The organism is Hydrotalea sp. AMD (genome assembly GCF_004100315.1).
GTDB lineage: Bacteria > Bacteroidota > Bacteroidia > Chitinophagales > Chitinophagaceae > Hydrotalea > Hydrotalea flava.
This window is the reverse complement of sequence record NZ_SCKY01000027.1, coordinates 15,059-36,968: the sequence shown is the minus strand read 5'-3', so window position 1 is coordinate 36,968 and position 21,910 is coordinate 15,059. Positions and strand designations below refer to the sequence as shown.

General features: G+C 38.7%; 22 protein-coding genes. 15 read left to right on the top strand and 7 right to left on the bottom strand.

The window, feature by feature from the left end; translation table 11 throughout:
- The first annotated feature begins 9 nt into the window (after nucleotides 1–9).
- From EO766_RS15755 to moaCB, 9 genes are read left to right on the top strand one after another with little or no spacing between them, the layout of a single operon-like run.
- On the top strand, nucleotides 10–1,113 hold the full coding sequence (locus tag EO766_RS15755) for an XdhC family protein (protein ID WP_074419281.1): 1,104 nt from the start codon (nucleotides 10–12) through the stop codon (nucleotides 1,111–1,113).
- A complete protein-coding gene (locus EO766_RS15750) occupies nucleotides 1,110–1,721 on the top strand; it encodes a nucleotidyltransferase family protein (RefSeq protein WP_074419280.1) in 612 nt (203 codons plus the stop codon). The genes EO766_RS15755 and EO766_RS15750 overlap by 4 nt, the downstream gene beginning before the upstream one ends.
- Complete coding sequence (gene moaA, locus EO766_RS15745; RefSeq protein ID WP_245634891.1) at nucleotides 1,702–2,691, top strand: GTP 3',8-cyclase MoaA; 990 nt, start codon at nucleotides 1,702–1,704, stop codon at nucleotides 2,689–2,691. The genes EO766_RS15750 and moaA overlap by 20 nt, the downstream gene beginning before the upstream one ends.
- Before the next feature lie 11 nt (nucleotides 2,692–2,702).
- Nucleotides 2,703–3,878: a molybdopterin molybdotransferase MoeA gene (locus EO766_RS15740; protein ID WP_074419279.1), complete on the top strand. Its 1,176-nt coding sequence runs from the start codon at nucleotides 2,703–2,705 to the stop codon at nucleotides 3,876–3,878.
- Nucleotides 3,879–3,890: 12 nt separating this feature from the next.
- On the top strand, nucleotides 3,891–4,616 hold the full coding sequence (locus EO766_RS15735) for a sulfite exporter TauE/SafE family protein (protein ID WP_218330781.1): 726 nt from the start codon (nucleotides 3,891–3,893) through the stop codon (nucleotides 4,614–4,616).
- Between the two features lie 15 nt (nucleotides 4,617–4,631).
- Nucleotides 4,632–4,859 (top strand): MoaD/ThiS family protein, encoded by a 228-nt coding sequence (locus tag EO766_RS15730; RefSeq protein WP_074419270.1) that lies wholly within the window; start codon nucleotides 4,632–4,634, stop codon nucleotides 4,857–4,859.
- A gap of 2 nt (nucleotides 4,860–4,861) precedes the next feature.
- A complete protein-coding gene (locus tag EO766_RS15725) occupies nucleotides 4,862–5,947 on the top strand; it encodes a HesA/MoeB/ThiF family protein (RefSeq protein WP_074419271.1) in 1,086 nt (361 codons plus the stop codon).
- 3 nt (nucleotides 5,948–5,950) lie between these two features.
- The gene (locus EO766_RS15720; protein WP_074419272.1) at nucleotides 5,951–6,394 is read left to right on the top strand and encodes a molybdenum cofactor biosynthesis protein MoaE; all 444 of its coding nucleotides are present in this window, start codon (nucleotides 5,951–5,953) and stop codon (nucleotides 6,392–6,394) included.
- 1 nt (nucleotide 6,395) lies between these two features.
- The gene (gene moaCB / locus EO766_RS15715) at nucleotides 6,396–7,304 is read left to right on the top strand and encodes a bifunctional molybdenum cofactor biosynthesis protein MoaC/MoaB (RefSeq protein ID WP_074420308.1); all 909 of its coding nucleotides are present in this window, start codon (nucleotides 6,396–6,398) and stop codon (nucleotides 7,302–7,304) included.
- Between the two features lie 36 nt (nucleotides 7,305–7,340).
- Here moaCB and EO766_RS15710 read toward each other — a convergent pair whose 3' ends face one another.
- Complete coding sequence (locus EO766_RS15710; RefSeq protein WP_074418600.1) at nucleotides 7,341–8,189, bottom strand: helix-turn-helix domain-containing protein; 849 nt, start codon at nucleotides 8,187–8,189, stop codon at nucleotides 7,341–7,343.
- A gap of 199 nt (nucleotides 8,190–8,388) precedes the next feature.
- On the opposite strand from EO766_RS15710, the gene EO766_RS15705 reads away from it, so the two are divergent.
- Complete coding sequence (locus EO766_RS15705; RefSeq protein WP_074419274.1) at nucleotides 8,389–9,360, top strand: phytanoyl-CoA dioxygenase family protein; 972 nt, start codon at nucleotides 8,389–8,391, stop codon at nucleotides 9,358–9,360.
- Between the two features lie 206 nt (nucleotides 9,361–9,566).
- Here the strand turns inward: EO766_RS15705 and EO766_RS15700 are convergent, their stop codons facing one another.
- From EO766_RS15700 to EO766_RS15690, 3 genes are all read right to left on the bottom strand, one after another.
- Nucleotides 9,567–10,577 (bottom strand): aldo/keto reductase, encoded by a 1,011-nt coding sequence (locus EO766_RS15700; protein ID WP_245634890.1) that lies wholly within the window; start codon nucleotides 10,575–10,577, stop codon nucleotides 9,567–9,569.
- 37 nt (nucleotides 10,578–10,614) lie between these two features.
- A complete protein-coding gene (locus EO766_RS15695; RefSeq protein WP_287101499.1) occupies nucleotides 10,615–11,382 on the bottom strand; it encodes a carboxymuconolactone decarboxylase family protein in 768 nt (255 codons plus the stop codon).
- 100 nt (nucleotides 11,383–11,482) lie between these two features.
- Entirely contained in the window at nucleotides 11,483–12,388 is a 906-nt protein-coding gene (locus tag EO766_RS15690) for an MBL fold metallo-hydrolase (protein WP_218836730.1), read from the bottom strand.
- Between the two features lie 157 nt (nucleotides 12,389–12,545).
- On the opposite strand from EO766_RS15690, the gene EO766_RS15685 reads away from it, so the two are divergent.
- Complete coding sequence (locus tag EO766_RS15685) at nucleotides 12,546–13,442, top strand: helix-turn-helix domain-containing protein (protein ID WP_074418091.1); 897 nt, start codon at nucleotides 12,546–12,548, stop codon at nucleotides 13,440–13,442.
- Between the two features lie 128 nt (nucleotides 13,443–13,570).
- Here EO766_RS15685 and EO766_RS18470 read toward each other — a convergent pair whose 3' ends face one another.
- Nucleotides 13,571–13,741, bottom strand: a complete 171-nt coding sequence (locus EO766_RS18470; protein WP_218058131.1) for a DUF2200 family protein — start codon at nucleotides 13,739–13,741, stop codon at nucleotides 13,571–13,573.
- A gap of 646 nt (nucleotides 13,742–14,387) precedes the next feature.
- On the opposite strand from EO766_RS18470, the gene EO766_RS15680 reads away from it, so the two are divergent.
- A complete protein-coding gene (locus tag EO766_RS15680) occupies nucleotides 14,388–15,527 on the top strand; it encodes an AI-2E family transporter (protein ID WP_074419275.1) in 1,140 nt (379 codons plus the stop codon).
- A 75-nt stretch (nucleotides 15,528–15,602) separates the two neighbouring features.
- The gene (locus tag EO766_RS15675) at nucleotides 15,603–16,508 is read left to right on the top strand and encodes a hypothetical protein (RefSeq protein ID WP_074419276.1); all 906 of its coding nucleotides are present in this window, start codon (nucleotides 15,603–15,605) and stop codon (nucleotides 16,506–16,508) included.
- A gap of 56 nt (nucleotides 16,509–16,564) precedes the next feature.
- Here EO766_RS15675 and EO766_RS15670 read toward each other — a convergent pair whose 3' ends face one another.
- Nucleotides 16,565–17,164: a NifU family protein gene (locus EO766_RS15670; protein ID WP_074418088.1), complete on the bottom strand. Its 600-nt coding sequence runs from the start codon at nucleotides 17,162–17,164 to the stop codon at nucleotides 16,565–16,567.
- A gap of 223 nt (nucleotides 17,165–17,387) precedes the next feature.
- Nucleotides 17,388–19,754 carry an ATP-dependent helicase gene (locus EO766_RS15665; protein WP_141676771.1) on the bottom strand — a complete coding sequence of 789 codons (2,367 nt, stop codon included), beginning with the start codon at nucleotides 19,752–19,754 and terminating at the stop codon, nucleotides 17,388–17,390.
- A 214-nt stretch (nucleotides 19,755–19,968) separates the two neighbouring features.
- On the opposite strand from EO766_RS15665, the gene glk reads away from it, so the two are divergent.
- Both glk and EO766_RS15655 read left to right on the top strand, forming a co-directional pair.
- Complete coding sequence (gene glk / locus EO766_RS15660) at nucleotides 19,969–21,012, top strand: glucokinase (RefSeq protein WP_074419277.1); 1,044 nt, start codon at nucleotides 19,969–19,971, stop codon at nucleotides 21,010–21,012.
- Between the two features lie 107 nt (nucleotides 21,013–21,119).
- The gene (locus EO766_RS15655) at nucleotides 21,120–21,902 is read left to right on the top strand and encodes a murein L,D-transpeptidase catalytic domain family protein (RefSeq protein WP_141676770.1); all 783 of its coding nucleotides are present in this window, start codon (nucleotides 21,120–21,122) and stop codon (nucleotides 21,900–21,902) included.
- Nucleotides 21,903–21,910: the final 8 nt, after the last annotated feature.

Here is a 21,910-nt window from a genome sequence, read left to right as displayed (position 1 = left end):
TGAAGCGGCATGAAAGAAATAAAAGATATTATTGCAGCGTATGATGCGGCTTGCCGTTTACAACAACAAACAGCATTGGCCACTGTGGTGCATGTGGATGGTTCTTCTTACAGAAGGCCCGGTGCCAGAATGTTGGTGAATGAAACGGGCGAATTAACCGGTGCCATCAGCGGCGGATGTTTGGAAGGCGATGCTTTGAAAAAAGCATTGTTGGCCATGCATCAGGATAAAAAGAAAATAGTGGTGTATGATACTACCGATGAAGATGATGCTAAACTGGGCATTCAGTTAGGTTGCAATGGCATTGTTTCAATATTGTTTGAACCCTTACGCATCAACGATACCAATGAACATGCCCCTATTCAGCTATTACGCAAAGCCGTGGCCGACAGAAAACCTGCGCAACTGATATGCGGTTATGCACTGGAAGATGATCAGCATTTCGGTACTACTACTGCTGAATTTCTACCACTTTCATTACAACAACAGTTAGCAGAACCGATTGCCTCGGTTATTGCAACAGAAAAATCGGATCATGTGATGGTTGCTTGGGAGGGGAAAAAACACCAATTTTTTATTCAATGGGTGCAGCCTTCCATTCAGTTGGTAATTGTGGGTGCTGGCAATGACGTGATGCCATTGGCGCAGATAGCAGCAACGCTGGGATGGGATGTGGTAATAGCTGATGGAAGAAAAACACATGCAACCCATCAACGCTTCCCTATGGCAAATCGAATCTTGATAAGTAAACCTGAAGAAGTAGCAGGAAAATTACAGGCAGATGCCAAAACTGCCGTTGCTTTAATGACGCATAATTATAATTATGATTTGGCTGTGCTCTCAACCTTGCAATCCACACCATTACCTTATATTGGTTTATTGGGGCCAGTCACAAAAAGAAACAGAATGTTACATGATTTAGAACTGCAGGGTATTCACTACAACGAAAAGCAGCTACAAACTATTTATGGACCAACGGGGCTGGATTTAGGTGCAGAAACTGCAGCAGAAATTGCACTCTCCATTGCTGCAGAAATTATGTCGGTGATGCATCAACAATCACCCATTCATTTAAGAGAGAAGTCATTACCCATTCATGCTGCCACAATATGAGTACCGGTGTAATCATACTGGCGGCAGGGGCAGCAACCCGAATAGGACGAGCAAAAATGTTACTGCCGTATCAATCTACCAACCTGTTACTGCATTTGGTTCAGGAGGTGAAACAAATACAGCCGCAACATTTGCTGATTGTTACCGGCTTTTATCACCAACTTATTCTGGAACAAATGAATTGGCAAAAGGATGTGGATATTGTGTACAATGAAAACTGGCAAAAGGGGATGGCTACTTCTATTCAAAAAGGGATTGAGTACGTTATGCAAAAACCATTACCCGTCACACATTTGTTTTTGCTGGTAAGTGATCAGCCTTTTTTGAATAGTACCCTTTTACAAAACATGTTAACCTTGCAACAACATACACAAAAAGGCATTGTAGCAGCAGAATATGATGGCATTATTGGCACGCCAGTTTTATTTGCAGAACAATATTTTGCAAAGTTATTAGAACTGAAAGGCGATGTGGGTGCCAGAAAAATAGTACATCAATACCGAAAAGATGTGGCTACTATTGCTTTTCCTTTAGGGAAATTTGATATTGATACACCGGAGGATTATGAAAAATTTTGCCTCCTTAATAATGAAAGCAATGCTAAATGATACCCATCAACGTAAACATACTTATTTACGTATTTCACTGACCGATAATTGCAACCTTCGTTGTTTTTATTGTATGCCGGCGGCTGATTATACTTTTATGCCATCGGCCAAATTAATGCAGCCGAATGAAATTTTAGAACTGGCCAAAATTTTTGTGAATGAAGGCATCACCAAAATAAGATTAACGGGTGGCGAACCACTGGTTCGGAAAGATGCTCCAAAAATTATTGAATTACTGAGCAGCTTGCCGGCAACATTAACCATTACTACCAATGGTGTTCGGGTACATGAATTTATAGAAAGTTTTAAAGGGGCTGGCATTTCATCTGTAAACATTAGTTTAGATACTTTGCAAAAAGAAAAATTTCAACAACTTACCCGCCGCGATGAATTTAAACGGGTAAAAGCAAATATTGATGCATTGTTACAGCACAACTTTAAAGTAAAAGTAAATGCAGTAGTGGTAAAAGGAGTAAATGACAATGAGCTATTGGATTTTGTGGCATGGACACAACATACCCCCATTGACGTTCGATTTATAGAGTTTATGCCTTTTGATGGAAATCAATGGAAAAGCGATAAATTGGTTACCTGGGCACAAATGCTGGAAACCATTCAAAAAAAGCATACCACCATCTCCATACAAAATGATGTACACGATACCAGTAAACAATACCGTATTGAAAATTATGCCGGTACTTTTGCCGTAATTAGCACCATGAGTGCACCATTCTGTGAAGGATGTAATCGTATTCGTTTAACTGCAGATGGCAAAATGAAAAACTGTTTGTTTGCAGAACAGGAAACAGATTTATTAACGCCACTTCGCAACCATCAGGATGTGTTACCACTTATACGGCAGAATCTTTTAACCAAACACAAAGCGCTGGGCGGACAATTTTCCAAGCAATTTAATTTAATTGATGCCAATTCATTACACAACAGAAGTATGATTGCCATTGGCGGTTAACAAGTAGCAATATGATTTCAGTAGCAACAGCAAAACAAATTATCAGTAGTCATTCTAAAACATTGCCAACAATAGAGCGTCCTATTCTTCAAGCGCCAGGCTATGCATTGGCACAAACCATCGTAAGTCCTATTCAGTTTCCTGCATTTCGTCAATCCTCTATGGATGGTTATGCTATTTATTATGTTGAAAAAGAAAAAACATTGCTCATTCAGGATGCATTACCTGCCGGAACTTCACAACAATTAACGTTAGAAAACGGAATGGCCATTCGCGTTTATACCGGAGGCCCTATACCGGATGGTGCCGATTGCGTTGTACAAAAAGAATATGTAAATCTAATTAACCAATCTATTCAAATACAATCCGATCGTATAGTTCAGTTGGGCGATCACATTCGTGAAAAAGGCTCCGATTTAGAAAAAAATACAGTTTTAATTGAAGCAGGAACTGTTCTGCGTCCGGCACATATTGGTTTGTTGGCCAGTGCCGGTATTACAAACGTGCCTGTTATTCAAAAACCATCTGTTGCTATTTTACTTACCGGAAACGAATTGGTACAGCCGGGCCAATCCTTACAATTTGGGCAGGTGTTCGACTCTAATGCATTCGCCATTCAGGCACATTTAAAACAAGCCGGTATTGAAAATATTGCAGTGCATTATTTAAAAGATGACCTGAATGATACCATTGCAAACATTAATGCTGTGGTACAAGAATATGATTTGATATTACTGACCGGTGGCGTAAGTGTGGGAGATTATGATTTTGTTCCTGCCGCCTGTATTAAAGCGGGTATAGAACAGCACTTTCATAAGGTGAAGCAACGACCCGGGAAACCATTGTTTTTTGGAACACAGCAAAACCGGCTGGTATTTGGTTTGCCGGGAAATCCGAGTGCAGTTTTATCCTGTTTGTATCAGTATGTATTGCCCGCCATCGATCAAGTGTGTGGAACCCATACTATTCAAACAACTACTGCTCGTCTAAAAGCACCATTTAAAAAAACAATTCCGCTTACACAATTCCTGAAAGGATACTATGAATCAGGAGAAGTAACTGTTTTGCCGGCACAGGCTTCTTATCAGTTAAGTGCATTGGGAAAGGCGAACTGTTGGATAGAGCTGGAAGAAGAGTGGACATTCATTGCCGCACAGCAGGAAGTAAAAATATATTTATTTATATAGAACTATCATTGTATGCATGAAATTTGGTTGTACATTTTGTTTTTTTTGGTAGCGTTTTTTTATTCCAGTATTGGGCATGGTGGTGCCAGTGGTTATTTGGCTGTAATGGCCTTGTTAAGTTTTAGTCCGGCTGTAATGAAGCCCACATCTTTATTGCTCAACACATTGGTATCTTTCATTGCCTTTGTTTCATTTTATCGAGCCGGTCATTTCAAATCTAAATTGTTATGGCCATTAATAGCGGCCTCTATTCCATTTGCGTTTATTGGCAGTATAATGCCAGTTTCAGATTCAATTTATAAAAAGCTATTAGGGGTAGTATTACTCATTTCTATTATTCGGCTTTTGTATCAAAATTCTGAAAAACCTTTAAATCCGTCGCCCAAATGGTATGTATTGTTTGTAATAGGTGCCATTATCGGGTTGGTTTCCGGAATGATTGGCATGGGCGGAGGAATATTATTGGCTCCGGTTTTGTTGCTGATGGGATGGTCTACACAAAAACAAACAGCCGCCATCTGTGCTATCTTTATATTTTTAAATTCTTTATCCGGCATGGCAGGTCAAATTAAAACAGGATTTCCGCTCAGTACACAAATCATTTATATTGTTATCATTGTATTATTGGGTGGGTGGGTGGGCGCTTATACTGGTTCAAAAAAACTCAATGAAAAAAATATGAAGTACATGCTGGCCGTAGTTTTAATCATGGCTTCCATCAAACTGTTATTTGTATAATCAATAGATTAAAAAATGGAAATACTATTTTTTGGCAATCTCATCGATATTACCCGGCAGCCTAAAGAATTGATAGAGGGCGTTGCTGATACAGCAGCATTAAAACAGTTGCTGGAAAAAAAATACCAGCCATTGCAAACAGCAAAATATTTTATAGCGGTAAATGGTAAAATGGTGCAGGAAAATACAATTTTAAACAAGGGAGATACGGTGGCATTGATGCCACCATTTTCAGGAGGATAAATATGTTTGAACAAAAACGATATAGCAGGCAAATGATATTGCCTGGTTTTGGCTTGGCAGCACAACAAAAGCTGTATCAGGCAAAAATCTTGATTGTGGGAATCGGTGCACTGGGTTGTCCTGCCTTGCAATATCTAGTGGGCGCAGGTGTTGGAGAAATAGGTATCATAGATGGGGATACCATACAATTGCATAATCTGCATCGCCAAACTTTATTTAATACTTCTGAAGTGGGTGAAAAAAAGGTAACCGTTGCAGCAGCAAAAATGCAGGCATTGAACCCTGAAACACACATAACGGTATACCCCTTTCACATCAATAATCACAATGCACTACAAATCCTGACAGGGTATGATATAGTGATAGATGCTACCGATAATTTTTCTGCAAAATATATGTTGAATGATGCCTGTGCTCTTTTAAATATTCCTTTGATATACGGTGCTGTTTCCGTGTATGAAGGGCAGTTGACGGTTTTCAATTACACAAAAAATAATGGAAGAGATATTCAGTATCGGGATGTTTTTCCTGTGCCACCGGCAGCAGATGAAATTAAATCCTGCGAAGAAGCCGGAGTACTGGGTATGTTGCCGGGAATGATTGGTACCATGCAGGCTACAGAAGCTGTTAAATTAATAACAGGATTAGGCCGTTTGTTAGATGGCAGATTATTTACCTACCATGTTTTGAATGCTGTGGTTTATGAAATTGAATTATTGAAAAATAAGGCGCTTACTGCAATTGACCGTTCTACTTTTGAAGCCATGGATTATGAATTGCATTGTGCCACTGAAACAGCTATTCCTGAAATCAGTATTCCTGAATTTAAAAAAAGGCAAAAAAAAAATCAATTTTTTGTAATTGATGTTCGTGAATACCATGAATATCCCACCATTGATTTTGCAGATCTGCATGTACCTGCTTCAGAACTCTCTGCTTTTAATAACGAATTACCCGGCAATAAAGATATTTGTGTAATTTGTCAGCATGGAATTAGAAGCGTGTATGCAGCAGCGCAGTTACAACAGCACACCCAACAAAAAGTATATAGTTTAAAAGGTGGATTAACTGCCTATTTTAATCAGTAGTATATGAAAACAAAAAGTATTAAAAATATATTTGTGGAAGGCGCCATTGCTCCGCAAAAAATTGCCAATAGCATTGCACAACACGCCACCCAAAAAAATATTGGCGCACACAGCATATTTTTAGGCCAGGTACGGGCCGATGAAAAAGAAGGAGGAAGGGTGCAAGCAATAGAATATACCACTTACAAAGAAATGGCTCTGCAGCAAATGCATGATATAAGAGAAGATTTATTTCAAAAATACGAACTTACATGTATGCACGTGTATCACAGTTTAGGCATAGTTCCGGCAGGCAAAATCAGTTTATTTGTATTTGTTTCATCAACACATCGTAAAGCATCTATTGCAGCCTGTGAAGAATTGGTTGAAGCCATTAAATTTCAATTACCTATTTGGGGTAAAGAAATTTTGAATAATCAAAATACTGTTTGGAAAGAAAATCATTAATATGGTCAACATCACCCATAAATCAAACAGCTTACGTAAAGCCATTGCTGTTGTAAACGTAAAAACATCTGCTCTTGAAACCATAGTAGCCATTCAGGAAAAAAAAGTGCCCAAGGGAGATGTGTTTTCATTCGCAAAAGTAGCCGCATTATTTGCTATCAAAAAAACCAGCGAGGTAATTCCGGATTGCCATCCATTACCAGTTGAATTTGCCGATGTTCGGTTTACTATCCGGGAATTATCGGTAGAAATCATTGTTGAAGTGCATACCATTTATAAAACCGGTGTAGAAGTAGAGGCCATGCATGGCGCTGCTGTTGCTGCATTAACCTTGTATGATATGTTGAAACCCATTGATCCGCAAATAGAAATTCAGCATATTCGTCTGTTATCAAAATCAGGCGGAAAAACCGATCGTAAAATGTTGAATACGAAAAAGCTTCAGGCGGTAGTGATTGTTTGTTCCGACAGTATTTATAATCAAAAGGTAACAGACAAGGCCGGCTTAGCCGTAATAGAAAAACTCAAATCATTTCAAATACAAACGGCGCATTATGCTGTTATTCCCGATGAGCGTTCATACATTCAGGAACAAATACAACGGTATGCCATTGATGAAATTCAATTATTGTTTTTTGTTGGAGGCACCGGTGTTTCAGAAAGAGATATAACACCGGATGCTGTTCGCCCATTATTAGATATGGAACTGCCGGGCATTATGGAAGAAGCCCGCCGTTACGGTCAGGAACGAATGCCTTATGCCATGCTGTCGAGAAGCGTTGCCGGTTTTATTAAAAACACTTTGGTATTAACCCTACCAGGCTCTACCAGAGGTGCTACAGAATACTTGGAAGCTTTGTTTCCGGCAGTATTGCATGCTTTGGAAATAAAAAACAATCAGCCACATTAATTTGAAGCATTATGGAATGTAGCGCTTGCTTTAATGTTAACTGTTTAAATAATGCTTTCTGAAAACAGAAGGGGTTACTCCGGTAACTGCTTTGAAGGTTTTATTGAAATGTGAAATATTGCCAAAGCCACACTCAAAACAAACATTGGTAATGTTTTGATGATACAGTAATAATTTTTTTGCCTGATTGATGCGGTATTGGTTAAGAAATTCAGTAAAAGTGAAATGTGTTGCTTTTTTAAAATATCTGCAAAACGCTGCAGTAGTTAAACTACATAGCCTGGCTACATCCTTTACGTCAATCGATTGCTGATAGTGTAATTCAATAAATTGATAAACCTGCTGCAAGCGTTGATTTTCTTTTTGTAATACTGAAACAGATACGGGTTTTACATGCAGCGTTTCTTTTTCATCACTATTTGCTAAAAGTTGAAGTACCTGCAATAACCGGATTAATTTTTCAAAATGTGGTAATGTTCGTATTTCTTTTAAAAGCGTTCCTACCTTCAATTTTGTATCGCCATAAAAAACCAGACCTTCCTTTGCCAGCTCAAGCAGGGTTCTAATAGCACCAAATTCCGAAATAGAAATTATTCCATTCCCCAAAAAATCTTCCCGCATTTGAATAACAACGGTTTCTACTTTGTTTTTAACACCATAATCAAAATTGAGGTGTGGTATATTAGGACCAATCAATGCCAGATCACTGCCTTCATAATTGGAAATATGATTACCAATATGCCTTAAACCCTTAGGTGATTCTACATATACAATTTCATATTCTGGATGAAAATGCCAGTAAAAAATATCATTTAAATTAGGATTCTGCAAAATCCGCAATGAACTGTCAGGGCCGGTTTCGCAGTTTTCTCTTTTAGCCCGCATGGTGCTGTATTTGTAAACAAACTGTAATTTATCGAAAAAAATTATCAATACAGCATATAAATTGGTCAATGGGCTATTTGTAACCTTACTTCTATACTTGTACTTTTATTGCATGAAAATAACGGTTGCTATGGGGTTTAATACTTTATACCGTTTATTCACTTAAAAAACGATTCATTCATTGTAATAATTTTAGCGTATGCAGGAAAAAACAATGGCAGCAGTGATGGTGCCCACAAACGCACATAAAGATATTCCCGGGAACCCTTCTGTAACAAAATCAAGTCAACATAAACTGAACGACAGAAGTAATGGTAAATCATTACGCGTACTTAGTGAGGAAGACTGGCAGTTTTGGATAACCAATGGTTATATTGTTATTAAAAATGCCGTACCGCGAGAACAGGCTTTAGCAACGGCTCAGTTTTTATGGGAGTTTGAAGAAAAAGATCCCAATAACCCTGCAACCTGGTATTCGGCACCCCGCGCCGACATGCAAATGAAAGAACTGATTAATACCGGTATGGTGGAAGTATATAACCACCAACATTTATGGAATAACCGTATGACACAGCGTGTATACGATGCATTTGTAGATATTTGGGGAACGGAAAAATTATGGGCAACCATTGATCGGGCGAATTTAAATTTCCCCATTAGGCCAGGTTTTGAATACAAAGGCTTTATTCATTGGGATTATGATCCGGAAACAAAACCGGTAAATGTGCAGGGTGTACTGGCATTGGCCGATCAAAAAGATGAAGATATGGGTGGTTTTCAATGTGTTCCGGAATTATTTAGAACCTATGATGCCTGGAAAACCACACAACCAGCCAATCGTGATCATTTTAAACCGGATATAATGGGATTTGAATTGGTGAAGGTAAAAATGGGGGCAGGTGATTTGCTCATCTTTAACAGCTTGCAACCGCATGGCATCAGGCCCAATAATAGTAAAAATAAAGTGCGCATTGCACAATATATTTCTATGATGCCTGCCGAAGAAGAAAATAAAGCATTAAAAAACTGGCGTGTTGATTCCTGGAAAAATCGCATTGCTCCGGAGGGGTATGCTTTTCCAGGAGATCCGCGAAAATGGGAACAAACCCGTTATGGAACAGCACAATTAAATGCATTGGGAAAAAAATTATTGGGTTTAGAAAAATGGTAGTATGCGTTTCTAACTGAATATAAATTGTTCTTTTTATCCCCCACACCAGCGCAACAAATTGTTGGGCTGTTTTTTTATGATATATACAAAGTGTTCGGAAATGATACACTTTTTTATAAGAACCTTCACACTATAGTATTAAGTATTAGTATCCAACTTTTCCACATCAAATTCTTAACGGACTATTGTTTAATACAACAAAGCATTTAACGTCCCGTCAAGCTTTCATGAAAATCTGAATAACGATTGCCCTGAACGGTAATGTGAGAGGCCGCTTCTTCTATTTCTTTTAAATCATCGTTTGTAAGTGCAACGTCAATCGCTCCCAAATTTTCTTCTAAACGTTCCAGTTTTGTTGTGCCGGGAATAGGAACTATCCACGACTTTTGCGCCAGCAGCCATGCTAGTGCAATTTGTGCAGGTGTTGCATTTTTTTCCTGTGCAACTTTGTTTAATAAATCAACCAGAGCCTGGTTTGCTTTTCTGTTTTCGGGGCTGAACCGAGGAACTGTATTGCGAAAATCGTCACTATCTAATTTTGTGGTTTCATCAATTTTTCCTGTAAGAAATCCTTTGCCTAAAGGACTGAATGGAACAAAACCAATTCCTAATTCTTCCAATGTTGGAATGATTTCTTTTTCAGGTTCTCTTGTCCAGAGAGAGTATTCGCTTTGCAATGCAGTAACCGGCTGCACTGCATGTGCTTTGCGAATGGTTTGTGCGCCGGCTTCTGATAATCCCCAATATTTTACTTTGCCTTGCTGAATTAAATTCTTTACTGCACCTGCAACGTCTTCGATAGGAACATTTGGGTCCACACGATGCTGATAGTACAAATCAATCACCTCTACCTTTAATCTTTTCAATGAACCTTCCACCACTTTTTTTATATGTTCAGGTCGGCTATTTAGTGCATTCCATCTTGCATTTGCCTCATTTTCATTTGCAGCCGCCCATCCGAACTTTGTTGCAATGGCTACTTTACCTTTAAATGGTTCTAACGCTTCACCAACCAATTCTTCATTTGTAAATGGACCATACACTTCTGCCGTGTCAAAAAATGTTATACCAAGCTCAACTGCCGAACGAATGAGCTGAATCATTTCCTGTTTATCTTTCGCTGCACCATAAGACCAACTCATTCCCATACATCCAAGCCCAAGCGCAGACACTTCAAGCCCGGTATTGCCCAATTTTCTTTTTTGTATTGTTTTCATTTTTCTAATATTTTCTTTGATGAAATTGTGTTGTTTTCTAATGAACATCTTTTTCAATTTTAGCCTCTTTAATTGCATAAATAGCATTTGCAATGCGTGGAAAACCAATGTATGGATATAATTGTATTAAAGCAGAAAGAAGGGTTTCTTTATCGTTACCTACTTTCATATTACCAACGGCATGAGAACCCATTTGCTTGTCAGCACCTCCTAAAGTAGCCAGGGCACAAAATATCATAAGCTCTCTTGTTTTTAGATCGAGCCCACTTCTCGTATAAAAATCACCAAAACATGATTCGGTCAATATTCTCGGAACTGCTTCCGCAAATTCGCCGGGCAAATCTTTCATGTTTTGTTTCATTCCTTCTCCATAAATCGGCGTTTGAATTTCTTTTCCCTTATTGAATCTTTCACTGTCAGCTATTGTTGCTTCATTTTCCAAAGGCAGTTTTATTCCTCTGTCTTTGAAAACACTGTTTATAGTATCTAACGCATTTAATACTTTGGGATAGCCTATGAATGGAGCTAACTGATAAATTATTTCCCTGATTTCAATCGGCTTTACACCAATGTTCAATGCAGCGTTTGTATGTGCTTTCAATTGTGGCAGCGTCTGATTTGTTGCAAGAGCTGTAATCGTGATGAGTTCACGGGTGGTGTCGCTGAGATTGCCTATATAAAATACTTCGCCGAAAATGAAGCGTTGTAAAATGTTCATTAATTCAGGGTCGTCAGAATTTGATACAGATTGAACTTGTTTGAAAAGTTCTTCAAATTTCTGTTTTGATTTTTCTATTCTGTTCATAGTATCTTTTTTATTAGATTGTTTGATGGTATTTTGCGACATTGACTGCGACAATGAGCATACAATAATTGTAAATGCGAGGAGTATATGTTTCATAATTTCAGTTTTTATTTTTTAACCGTTTCAATATAAAAGGCTCACCCGGTGCCAAAACATTTATCCGTTCTGGATTGACAACTTTGTCAATCAGGTGTTTTGGGTCGCCATTGAAAGGTGAAAAATCCGGAGCATCAACAAATCCCCAATGACTGAGTATAATCGGTGTGTTTGGATAAGCATTTGCAATTTTTACAGCACCTTCCAATCCTGAATGAAAAGCAGCATCCTCGGAGTAGTTAAACAGGATTGCATCAGGTTTAGGCATGTGCAGTTGTTCCTGCATAAATCTTGAATCACCGGGAGCCCAGATGGAGCCATCCGGCGTGTTGAACCAAAAGCCGCAGGCATCTCCCGGCGAATAATAGCGCTGACCGGGTTTTGGAAAATCGTTCTGCAAGGCATGGTCTGCAAGGGTTAGCCTAGCGGTTACTTTTCCAAAATGAAACGTATCTCCTATGTAATGTCCAAAAGAATGAAAGCCTTCATTTTTCATTAAAGAATCTACATAAATAGTAGAATGGAATTCTTTTGTTACAGAAGCAAGGTCATGAAAGGTTTCAACGCTGTAATGGTCATTATCGCTATGTGTTGCAAGCACTGCATCAAGGTGCGGAACGCTTTTTGGCTTAATGGGAAAATCCATTAATAAAGGCATGTCGTAACCTTCCATCAGCGGGTCAATCATAAACGTTGTGCCGTGGCTATTGATAAAAAATCCTGCCATGCCCAACCACCGTATTGTTGTATTATTTGATGATGCAAATGCTTCAGCGCTGAAAGGTTGAGTTGCTGGTGCTTTTGCCTGAAATTTCTTTGCAGTGCTATCGGTGCCTGATTGTACCTGTGAGGTAGAAGCAGAGGTTATAACAATCATTAGCAATAAGAATATGTATTTTGTCTTTACCATTTCTATTTGTTGCGCTTTGAAAAGCAAAGTTCTTTATACTTTCGCGCTAAATAGTTATACGAATTCCTGTTTTACTTACCAATATTTCCGGTTGTAAAGGCGAATGCAAAAGCTATAGAATACTTATCCTAATTTTAATTTTAATAATGAGTTATTCATGGAAAAAATAATCAAAATAGAAAGCGTTGCACAATTCAACAAAGACAGGGGGCAGAAGACACTGCATCCATTAGTAAGTGTTCTTGACCAGTCATTTTCCAAACCAGTAGTAGAAGCACGTTATATTTCGGAGTTGTACATTATTTTTTTTAAAGATTTGAAGTGCGGAGAATTAAAATATGGTCGCAGTCATTATGATTATGAAGATGGAACGCTTCTTTTCATAGCCCCCGGTCAGGTATTTGGTTTTGAGGAAAATGGAAAAATGGTGCAGCCAACAGGATGGGCATTGATTTTTCATCCTGATTTAATCCGGGGAACACATCTTGGTAAACACATTACTGATTATAGCTTTTTTACCTATGATGCAAATGAGGCGCTTCATCTTTCAGATGCCGAAAGACAAATTGTGTTAGAGTGTTTTAATAAAATTAGTTATGAACTAACACATGCTATTGATAAACACAGCAGAACTTTAGTTGTGACTAATATTGAACTGTTTTTAAATTATTGTGTACGTTTTTACGACAGGCAATTTGTAACGAGAGAACATCCTCATAAGAATATATTAGTTGGTTTTGAAAGTTTGTTAAACGATTATTTTAATTCTGACAAACCGCAAACTTTAGGATTGCCTTCTGTTAGTTATTGTGCAGGTGAACTTAATTTATCGGCAAAGTATTTTGGAGATGTAATAAAAAAAGAAACAGGAAAGTCGGCACAAGAGTTTATACAATTGAAATTAATAGATATTGCAAAAGAAAAAATTTTTGATACAAGCAAATCAGTAAGTGAAATTGCTTATGAGCTTGGATTTAAATATCCTTCACATTTTACCCGTTTATTTAAACAAAAGGTTGGTCAATCTCCGGTTGAATATAGAACGTTAAATTAAGTATTTTCCAATTGAGCACTCAATGCGGTGCGTTGGCTATTGCAGGTCTTTTGCAGGTTGGGTTTGTGCGATGGTTATTTTAGAATTTATAGTTGTCCCTTTGTGAATTGCGGGGTGTCCAAACAGGGTTACACACAACGTTGGGCGGCTTTGCGATGGGCTGGGAATAGCGACTGGTCAGTAGATTGCCCTGACAGAGGATTTTCAATTTCTTTTATCCGATAGCCGCAAATTATATCGATTATGAGATGTGCGTTAGGGTTCAATGTTGCTTCCCTGAAGAATGTTTCAAAAGTCACTTTCTAATCAATTCTTTTAATTTTTGTCGTCTAAGCCGGCAACCATTTTATCACCAAATACAATTCTTTCTTTGTTCTGCATTTACTCTCAACTTTTGTTATATAATATAATATAGATATACGGATGCAAATACCATCTTTACAACTCGTTTATCGTTTTCAGGGGTTGCCGACAAGTCGGCACCACCAATGTAATTATAACAAGTCCTGATGTTGACAATCTGGACATTTACATTTCAAGCAGGATTGCACACGGGCTATGATGCACCAATGCTTAAATCGGCCTTACATAGAGAGCTGCGAATATAAGCCCGTTAGCCGAGGTAATTAATTGGGAAACCCTAATAGGTGGATTGTATGCAACGTAAGGGTAAGGCAGCCAAATGTGCAGCGCTTGCGCCAGTTAATATAAACCGACTACTATCGGCATTTAAATAAAACAATGGTTTTTAGACTGTGTGCCTGTAACGAATAGGAAACCAAAAGAACTGGTATCAAACGTTTCATTTTTCCTGTTCAATTAACCATCTATTTTGTTATTTACCACAACAATTTTTTAGAAGCTTACATTGCCTTCGTTATTTATGCTTTATCCTGCTTTCTACATTTAGTTTTCCTATTTTTACACAGATCAAAAACATGCCACTTGAAAGCATCGCTCACTTTTTTACAAAAACTGGCTTATACGTTGATTAGTATTTGCCTGATTATTTTGTTGCTATACCATGCACAATCCTTTTTTATTCCGGTTGCTTTTGCGGCTTTGTTTACTTTGTTGTTAATTAGCCCTGCCAATGCTTTTGAAAAATGGGGTATTTCCCGCGGCATCAGTGCATTGTTGGCTGTATTATTAGCCATTATATTGGTGCTGATTGTTTTTTATTTTATTTCATCGCAAATTATTGGCTTTAAAAGCGATTTACCTAAAGTAGGGCAACAACTGTATATTGCCATCTCCGATTTAGAAAACTGGGCACAACAACACTTTCACATTAGTGACCAACATTTTAAAAAACTGATTGACTCGGTTACTACACAATCTATGACCAGCACATCGGCTATTGTGGGAAGCACATTCTCTACTTTATCCAATGTATTGGTGTATTTGGTGCTCATTCCTATTTATACTTTTTTACTCTTATTGTACCGACATATTGTGATGGGATTTTTTGTAAAAAGCTTCGGCAATGCCCATGCGTTAACCGTAATTGATGTTTTACATAAAATTAGGATGATCATAAAAGATTATGTTTTTGGTTTGTTAATTGAATTATTGATCGTAGCGGTTCTCAACTATATTGGCCTGTTAATTTTGGGTGTACAATATGCTATTTTATTGGCCGTGGTGGCAGCCATATTAAACCTCATTCCTTATCTTGGCATATATACCGCCACGTTGCTAAGTATGTTAATTACATATACCAATAATACCCCTACTGCTGTATTGGGAGTGGCCATTGTAATGATTGTAGTGCATTTAATAGACAGCAATATTTTATTGCCAAAAGTTGTAGGTTCAAAAGTTAAAATCAATGCACTGGCTACTATTTTAGGCGTTGTTGTTGGCAGCCTGCTTTGGGGCATACCCGGTATGTTTTTGGCCTTACCCATACTGGCTATTTTAAAAATTATTTTTGATTCTGTAGAGCACTTACAAGCCTGGGGTTACTTGTTGGGTGATGATAGCGATAATTCAGAACATGTTCATAAAAAAAGAAAAAATATTTTAATGCATTTATTCAAAAAAAATACCGGCTCAAAGAACAGCAAAAATCATAATGCATAAATTTTATTGTGTTGGGTTTTTAAACGAATGTCTGCTGACTTGGTCTCATAGTTTCATAATGAGTAACCATTCCATATGCAACAACTTAAAATATTTACCTTCTTCGTTTTTATTTCGTTTTTATGCCTCTCCAGAACGTTTGCGCAAAGTAGTTCAGATAGTACGCACTCATACTGGAAAGCTTCAGTAGATTATTTAAGCAATGCTGTGTATAATGGCAGAAAAGACTCTGCTGTATTGCCTTATATTACCCCTATAATTGGTTATTACCACAAAAGCGGGCTATATTTTAGTGCCAGTGTTGCTTATGCAGCAGTAGCCAATGAAAACAGAATTGATTATTTTTCGTTGGATGCGGGATATAATTTCTCCATCCAAAATTTCAGTGGCGATGTAAGGGCCAATAAAGCCTTTTACAATGCACAAAGTACCGCAATTAAAAGTGATATAAAGGGTGGAATAGGAGCCGACTTAAGCTATGATTTTAATTTTTTGCAAGCAGGTATAAGTGCTGATGTAATTTTTGATAACAAAACAGATATTGCTTTTAATACCAATATTGCCCATGCTTTTAGCTGGGGGCCAGCTAAACAACAATGGAGTATTACACCAACATTGACCGCTAATTTTAGCAGCTTATACTTTTATGAAGGCTATACCAACAGAAGAGTTGGAAAGGCCATTAAAAAAATAAACCCGAATGTGGTTTCTGTAAAATCCACCACCCTTGTTCCTAATTCCGGTATTACGTTATTGGATTATGAGGCCTCATTACCGCTTATGTACGATGCCAAGAAATGGGGCATTGCATTTACACCCACCTATGCCATTCCCATGAACAAAATTGAAACCACCACTACTACTACCTACACTTTAAAAAACAGAACCACTTATACCATTACCAATAATACCACACCGGCTTCAGAAAAGCATTTAGCAACTTCATTCTATGCCGAACTCACGATCTATTTCAAGTTCTAAACATAAAAACCCTTCTCTGTTTTTTCAGAGAAGGGAAAACTATAAAAAATGAAAAACTATTCTGCTTCAGCAACTACTTCTTTCACTTCGGGAATCATGCGCTTCATCATGCCTTCAATACCTGCTTTTAAAGTAATCATGGAAGATGGACAACCGCTGCAACTGCCTTGTAACATCAGGTTAACAATTCCCTCTTTATAACTACGAAACTGAATGGCACCGCCATCCATTTCTACCGCCGGTTTCACATAATTTTCCAACAATTCTTTGATGCGTTTTACCACATCATCATCATCGGCTGCTACCACATTACCTGATTCCTGTTTCATTTGCGCCACTTCTTCTTCATTAATAACAGGTCCGCCATTTTCTAAATAATCTTTCAAAAATTGTTTGATGGTTGGAATCACATCCTGCCAATCACCGGTATCCGGTGTTTTGGTTAAGGTTACAAAATTGCTGGCAATAAATACACTTTTAATGAACGGAAAACTAAACAATTCTTTTGCCAATGGAGAAGGCCCTGCACTGCGTTCATCCTGAAAGTCAATACTTTTTCCGGGATACATAAGCTTATTGGCCACAAACTTCATTGTTTCCGGATTGGGCGTCATTTCTGTATAAATACTTACAATGGTGTTGCCTGTTTTTATCATAACGAATGATTTATTGCTTCAACCGCAAAATTAATCAAATAGCAGCGAAAGGGGCACCCGAATGCCTGTTACCTGCTGTTTTTTTCGGGAATCGAAAGCAATACCGGTGCCATTTGTTTCAAAAAATAGCGGTAACCGCAAGTTTACTAAGGTTAATTTGCGCTGTTGTAGGGCAGGTTGCCAACAACAAATAAAGTCCGGCAAAGCAGGAATGGGATCCTAATTATTTCTGTACTATCCTGATTTTTGCATAATTCAGCATAATTTTCTTTTCGCCATTGTGCTCAAACTGAATGGTAGCAATAGGATTGTGTGCACCACCTTCTATTTTAATAATTTTTCCAAAACCAAATTTCTGATGTTCAACCGTTTGGCCGGCTTCCATATCAGAGGGATCACCGGGTTCAAAATCGGGAGAGGGTACATGCACCGTTACTTTAGGTGGTGGTGGGGTAACAGGCATATAAGCGGGTTTGGAAGGCTGTTTCTTGGAAGGAGGGGAGCCATATTGTTTTTCTGCAGCGTTTGTATCGGAATAACCCATACCCCTTTGCATGCGCTGAAAGGCATTACCGTTATTGTACCCATTTCCGGCATTGTTTCTTGCGCCGCCTCCGGCATAACTTTTATCTAACAATGATTCGGGCATTTCTTCCAAAAAGCGACTGGGTTCATTTTGAACAAGGCTTCCAAAACGATAGCGTGCATTGGCATAGCTTAACCACAGCTTTTCTTTGGCACGCGTTACTGCTACATAAAACAAGCGGCGCTCTTCTTCCAATTCTTCTCTTGAATTAATGCTCATTGCATTGGGGAACAGCGTTTCTTCAATACCGCCCACAAACACACATTTAAATTCAAGCCCTTTGGCGGCATGAATGGTCATTAGTTTTACTGAATCTGCATCGGGGTCAGTATCTTTATCTGCATCTGTTAATAAGGTTATTTGCTGTAAATAACTGCCAAGCGATTTATCTACCATTTCGCCCTCTTCATTATCGGGCATCTCTGTCCACTCTTTTATTGAGTTCATGAGTTCCTGCACGTTTTCATAACGGGCCAGGCCTTCTGTAGTTTTGTCATTAAACAACTCTTTCACCAAATTGGTATGTTTGCCCACCTGAACCGCTACTTCATACGCATTATTGCCTGCCATCAATGTTTGAAAGTAGCGAATCATGGTTACAAAATTTTGAATGGATTCCAGCGTAGCGCCTTTAAACCCATGGGCTGCGGCCGATTGCAACACTTCGTATAATGTGGTGTTTGTTTCATTGGCAATAATCATTGCTTTTTCAATAGTTGTTTTGCCAATACCCCGAACAGGATAGTTAATAATTCTTTTCAGCGCTTCCTCATCTCTGGTATTTACAATTACCCGTAAGTAAGCAATATAATCTTTCACTTCTTTCCGTTGGTAAAAGCTGAGGCCGCCATAAATTTTATACGGTATGCCCATGCGGCGCAGGCTTTCTTCAAACGAACGGCTTTGGGCATTGGTGCGGTATAAAATAGCAAAATCTTTATTATCGTAATGGTTGCGCAGTTTTTGTTCCTGAATGGTATCGGCTACAAACTTTCCTTCTTCATTATCGGTCATGGTGCGTACCAGCTTAATTTTTTCGCCGGTCGCATTTTCGGTCCATAATAATTTGGGTATTTGTCCCTTGTTGTTTTTAATTACTTCGTTGGCTACTTTAATAATGGTATCGGTACTGCGGTAGTTTTGCTCTAATTTTACCAGCTTTACATCATCATAATCTTTTTGGAACTGCAATATATTTTCGATGGTGGCTCCGCGAAAGCTGTAAATACTCTGGGCATCATCGCCCACCACACAAATATTTTCATGAATGGCCGCCAGCAGTTTGGTAATTTGATATTGTACCGGATTGGTATCCTGGTACTCATCAATCAAAATATATTTAAACTTGTTTTGATATTTATACAGCGCCTCATTATGGGTTTTCAGCAACTCATACATTTTGAACAATAAATCATCAAAATCCATCGCCCCGTTTTTAAAACAGCGAGCCGCATAGGCTGCATACACCTGTGCAATAGCGGGGCGGTTGGCACGCATATCTTCCTGTTGAATGTAATAATCTGTGGCATATTCAGCCGGACCAACCAATGCATTTTTAGCCGATGAAATTCTGTTATGTACAATGTTGGGCTTGTAGTGCTTATCATCTAAATTCAATTCATTAATCACGGTTTTTAAAACAGAACGGCTGTCATCTGTATCATATATAGTGAAATTACTGGGGTAGCCCAACCGATGTGCTTCGCCCCTGAGAATACGAGCAAATACACTGTGAAAAGTGCCGATATACAAGTTTCGTGCATCATGATTGCCCAAAATCCTTTCTACCCGCTCTTTCATTTCCTGCGCTGCCTTATTGGTAAAAGTTAATGCTAAAATATTAAAGGCATCTACCCCATTGGCCATTAAATGCGCAATCCGGGTAGTTAATACTTTTGTTTTTCCACTACCGGCTCCGGCAATAATTAACAAAGGACCCTTGATGGTGGTTACCGCTTCCCTCTGGGGTTCATTTAATCCGTTTAAGTAATTGGGCTGTGTCATTCTCATTCATTCGGCTCTGTTGATGGAACCTGATTATAGTAAATTCAATATAATTCTTTTTGCTGATCACCGGCGTATATTTCCACCATTTTCTGCGCTGCAAGATAACAGCTATGCCCGGTATTCAAACAGTATGTGCATATTCTTTCGGGCAAAAATTTCAACAGGCTATTGGCGGTACAAATAAATCATTTATACTAACTTGCCGCTTATTATGAATCCATCTTTACATCTTCCGATTGCTTTCCCTCATTTGCAGGCAGCACCCGATAATATTTTGGTATTAGCAGGCGATATTGGTGGTACAAAAGCCAACATTGCTTTGTTTAAAGTGAATGGCCAGGGATTTACCTCTATAAAAGAAAAACGGTATACCAGTAAAGACTATCATTCCTTTCATGAAATTCTGACCGATTTTTTAAAAGATCAGCTCGTGCCGGAGCGCATTTGCCTCTCAGTAGCCGGCCCTATTATAGAAGGATCGGTAAAGTTTACCAATTTAAGCTGGGAAATTAATGGAAAAGATATCAGCCGATTGATGCATAACTGTCCGGTGGCCATTTTAAATGATCTGGAAGCCACAGCTTATGGTCTTGCAGCCGTTGCTCCCAATGAGCTGCACATATTACACAAGGGAAAAAATGAAACACCGGGCAATATTGGCATATTGGCGGCAGGTACTGGCTTGGGCGAAGCGGGAATGTACTTTGATGGAACTGCTTACCATCCCTTTGCCACAGAAGGCGGGCACTGCGATTTTGCCCCCCGCACCCACCAAGATATTGCCTTGATGCATTTTTTAATGGAAAAATATCCGCATGTTAGCTGGGAACGACTGCTTAGTGGTGGTGGCATTGAAAACATCTGGGATTTTTTAGTACTAAAAGAGGCAAAGAAATGTCCGGATCCAATTTTATCGGGTATTCAAACAGCAGCCGATAAGGCTGCAGCCATCAGCAAAGCGGCAAAGGATCGCTCCTGCCCGGTTTGCTTGGAAACCTTGCAATTGTTTAACCGATACCTTTCTATTGAGGCGGCTAATATAATTCTGAAATACAAAGCTACCGGTGGACTTTATCTGGCCGGGGGTATTGTACCAAAAGTGTTGCCTTTATTAAATGCTACAGTTTGGGATGAAACGTTTCAAAACAGCGGCAGAATGCGTCAGCTATTGGCAGAAGTAAGCGTTCATGTGGTACTGAATCAACAAGCGCCTTTATTGGGCGCCGGCTACTATGCATGGTTGGGAATGCATTAATTTGGTGTGTTTGCTTTGTTAAAGAAAGGTTAATAAATATTGCCTATGGCGCTACTTTTTCGCTATTTCAAGTAGTTTGCATTCTTCTTGAAATTTATTTGTGCAGCATGATGTTGTTGAAAGGTAAAAAAACAGTCCAATTTATCCTATGTATCATTGCCCTTCCGGCGATGTTTAGTTTTGCGCCAAACTTTGCGTATAGTCCTCAAAATCGTCATATTCCGCTCAAAAATATTGCCCCGTCTACCCATTTATCCCTTTACCAACAATTGGCTTTAGCCTACAAAGGTCTATCCTTTACAGCCTACAAAATGGCATTGGCCGGAATGCAGGAATTATTACAAGCAGGTAAAATTCAAAACGATGCTGTTTTAACCATTATTGATTTTAGTTTACCTTCTTCACAAAAAAGATTATTTGTAATTGACTTGTTGCATGGGGCATTGTTGTACAATACCTATGTGGCACATGGAAAAAATTCCGGCAAACTAATGGCCACCCAATTCTCTAACAGGGCCAATAGTTATAAAAGCAGCTTAGGTTTTTATGTTACTGAAAACACTTATCGCGGCAAACATGGTTTTGCACTACGGTTAAATGGTTTAGAACCGGGTATTAATGACAATGCCTACAAAAGAGGTATCGTAATACATTCAGCACCTTATGCCAGTGAAAAGTTTATAAAAGCACAAGGCTATCTGGGCCGCAGCGAGGGCTGCCCTGCACTGCCTCCCAAACTGGCACCGGCTATTATTCAAACCATTAAAAACGGGTCTTGTATTTTTGCTTACAGCCCCAGTGAACATTATCTGACAGCATCTGCTATCATCAGCCAATTACCCGATTCGCTTTCCGGCAATTTTTCCACAGCAGCCAACTTTAGTTTATAAAACAGGGT

Excerpts from the sequence above, each read along its gene's own strand:
- EO766_RS15755 (WP_074419281.1), top strand. The coding sequence starts at position 10 with ATGAAAGAAATAAAAGATATTATTGCAGCGTATGATGCGGCTTGCCGT.
- EO766_RS15750 (WP_074419280.1), top strand. The coding sequence starts at position 1,110 with ATGAGTACCGGTGTAATCATACTGGCGGCAGGGGCAGCAACCCGAATA.
- moaA (WP_245634891.1), top strand. The coding sequence starts at position 1,702 with ATGAAAGCAATGCTAAATGATACCCATCAACGTAAACATACTTATTTA.
- EO766_RS15740 (WP_074419279.1), top strand. The coding sequence starts at position 2,703 with ATGATTTCAGTAGCAACAGCAAAACAAATTATCAGTAGTCATTCTAAA.
- EO766_RS15735 (WP_218330781.1), top strand. The coding sequence starts at position 3,891 with ATGCATGAAATTTGGTTGTACATTTTGTTTTTTTTGGTAGCGTTTTTT.
- EO766_RS15730 (WP_074419270.1), top strand. The coding sequence starts at position 4,632 with ATGGAAATACTATTTTTTGGCAATCTCATCGATATTACCCGGCAGCCT.
- EO766_RS15725 (WP_074419271.1), top strand. The coding sequence starts at position 4,862 with ATGTTTGAACAAAAACGATATAGCAGGCAAATGATATTGCCTGGTTTT.
- EO766_RS15720 (WP_074419272.1), top strand. The coding sequence starts at position 5,951 with ATGAAAACAAAAAGTATTAAAAATATATTTGTGGAAGGCGCCATTGCT.
- moaCB (WP_074420308.1), top strand. The coding sequence starts at position 6,396 with ATGGTCAACATCACCCATAAATCAAACAGCTTACGTAAAGCCATTGCT.
- EO766_RS15710 (WP_074418600.1), bottom strand. The coding sequence starts at position 8,189 with ATGCGGGCTAAAAGAGAAAACTGCGAAACCGGCCCTGACAGTTCATTG.
- EO766_RS15705 (WP_074419274.1), top strand. The coding sequence starts at position 8,389 with ATGCAGGAAAAAACAATGGCAGCAGTGATGGTGCCCACAAACGCACAT.
- EO766_RS15700 (WP_245634890.1), bottom strand. The coding sequence starts at position 10,577 with ATGAAAACAATACAAAAAAGAAAATTGGGCAATACCGGGCTTGAAGTG.
- EO766_RS15695 (WP_287101499.1), bottom strand. The coding sequence starts at position 11,382 with ATGAACAGAATAGAAAAATCAAAACAGAAATTTGAAGAACTTTTCAAA.
- EO766_RS15690 (WP_218836730.1), bottom strand. The coding sequence starts at position 12,388 with ATGGTAAAGACAAAATACATATTCTTATTGCTAATGATTGTTATAACC.
- EO766_RS15685 (WP_074418091.1), top strand. The coding sequence starts at position 12,546 with ATGGAAAAAATAATCAAAATAGAAAGCGTTGCACAATTCAACAAAGAC.
- EO766_RS15675 (WP_074419276.1), top strand. The coding sequence starts at position 15,603 with ATGCAACAACTTAAAATATTTACCTTCTTCGTTTTTATTTCGTTTTTA.
- EO766_RS15670 (WP_074418088.1), bottom strand. The coding sequence starts at position 17,164 with ATGATAAAAACAGGCAACACCATTGTAAGTATTTATACAGAAATGACG.
- EO766_RS15665 (WP_141676771.1), bottom strand. The coding sequence starts at position 19,754 with ATGACACAGCCCAATTACTTAAACGGATTAAATGAACCCCAGAGGGAA.
- glk (WP_074419277.1), top strand. The coding sequence starts at position 19,969 with ATGAATCCATCTTTACATCTTCCGATTGCTTTCCCTCATTTGCAGGCA.
- EO766_RS15655 (WP_141676770.1), top strand. The coding sequence starts at position 21,120 with ATGATGTTGTTGAAAGGTAAAAAAACAGTCCAATTTATCCTATGTATC.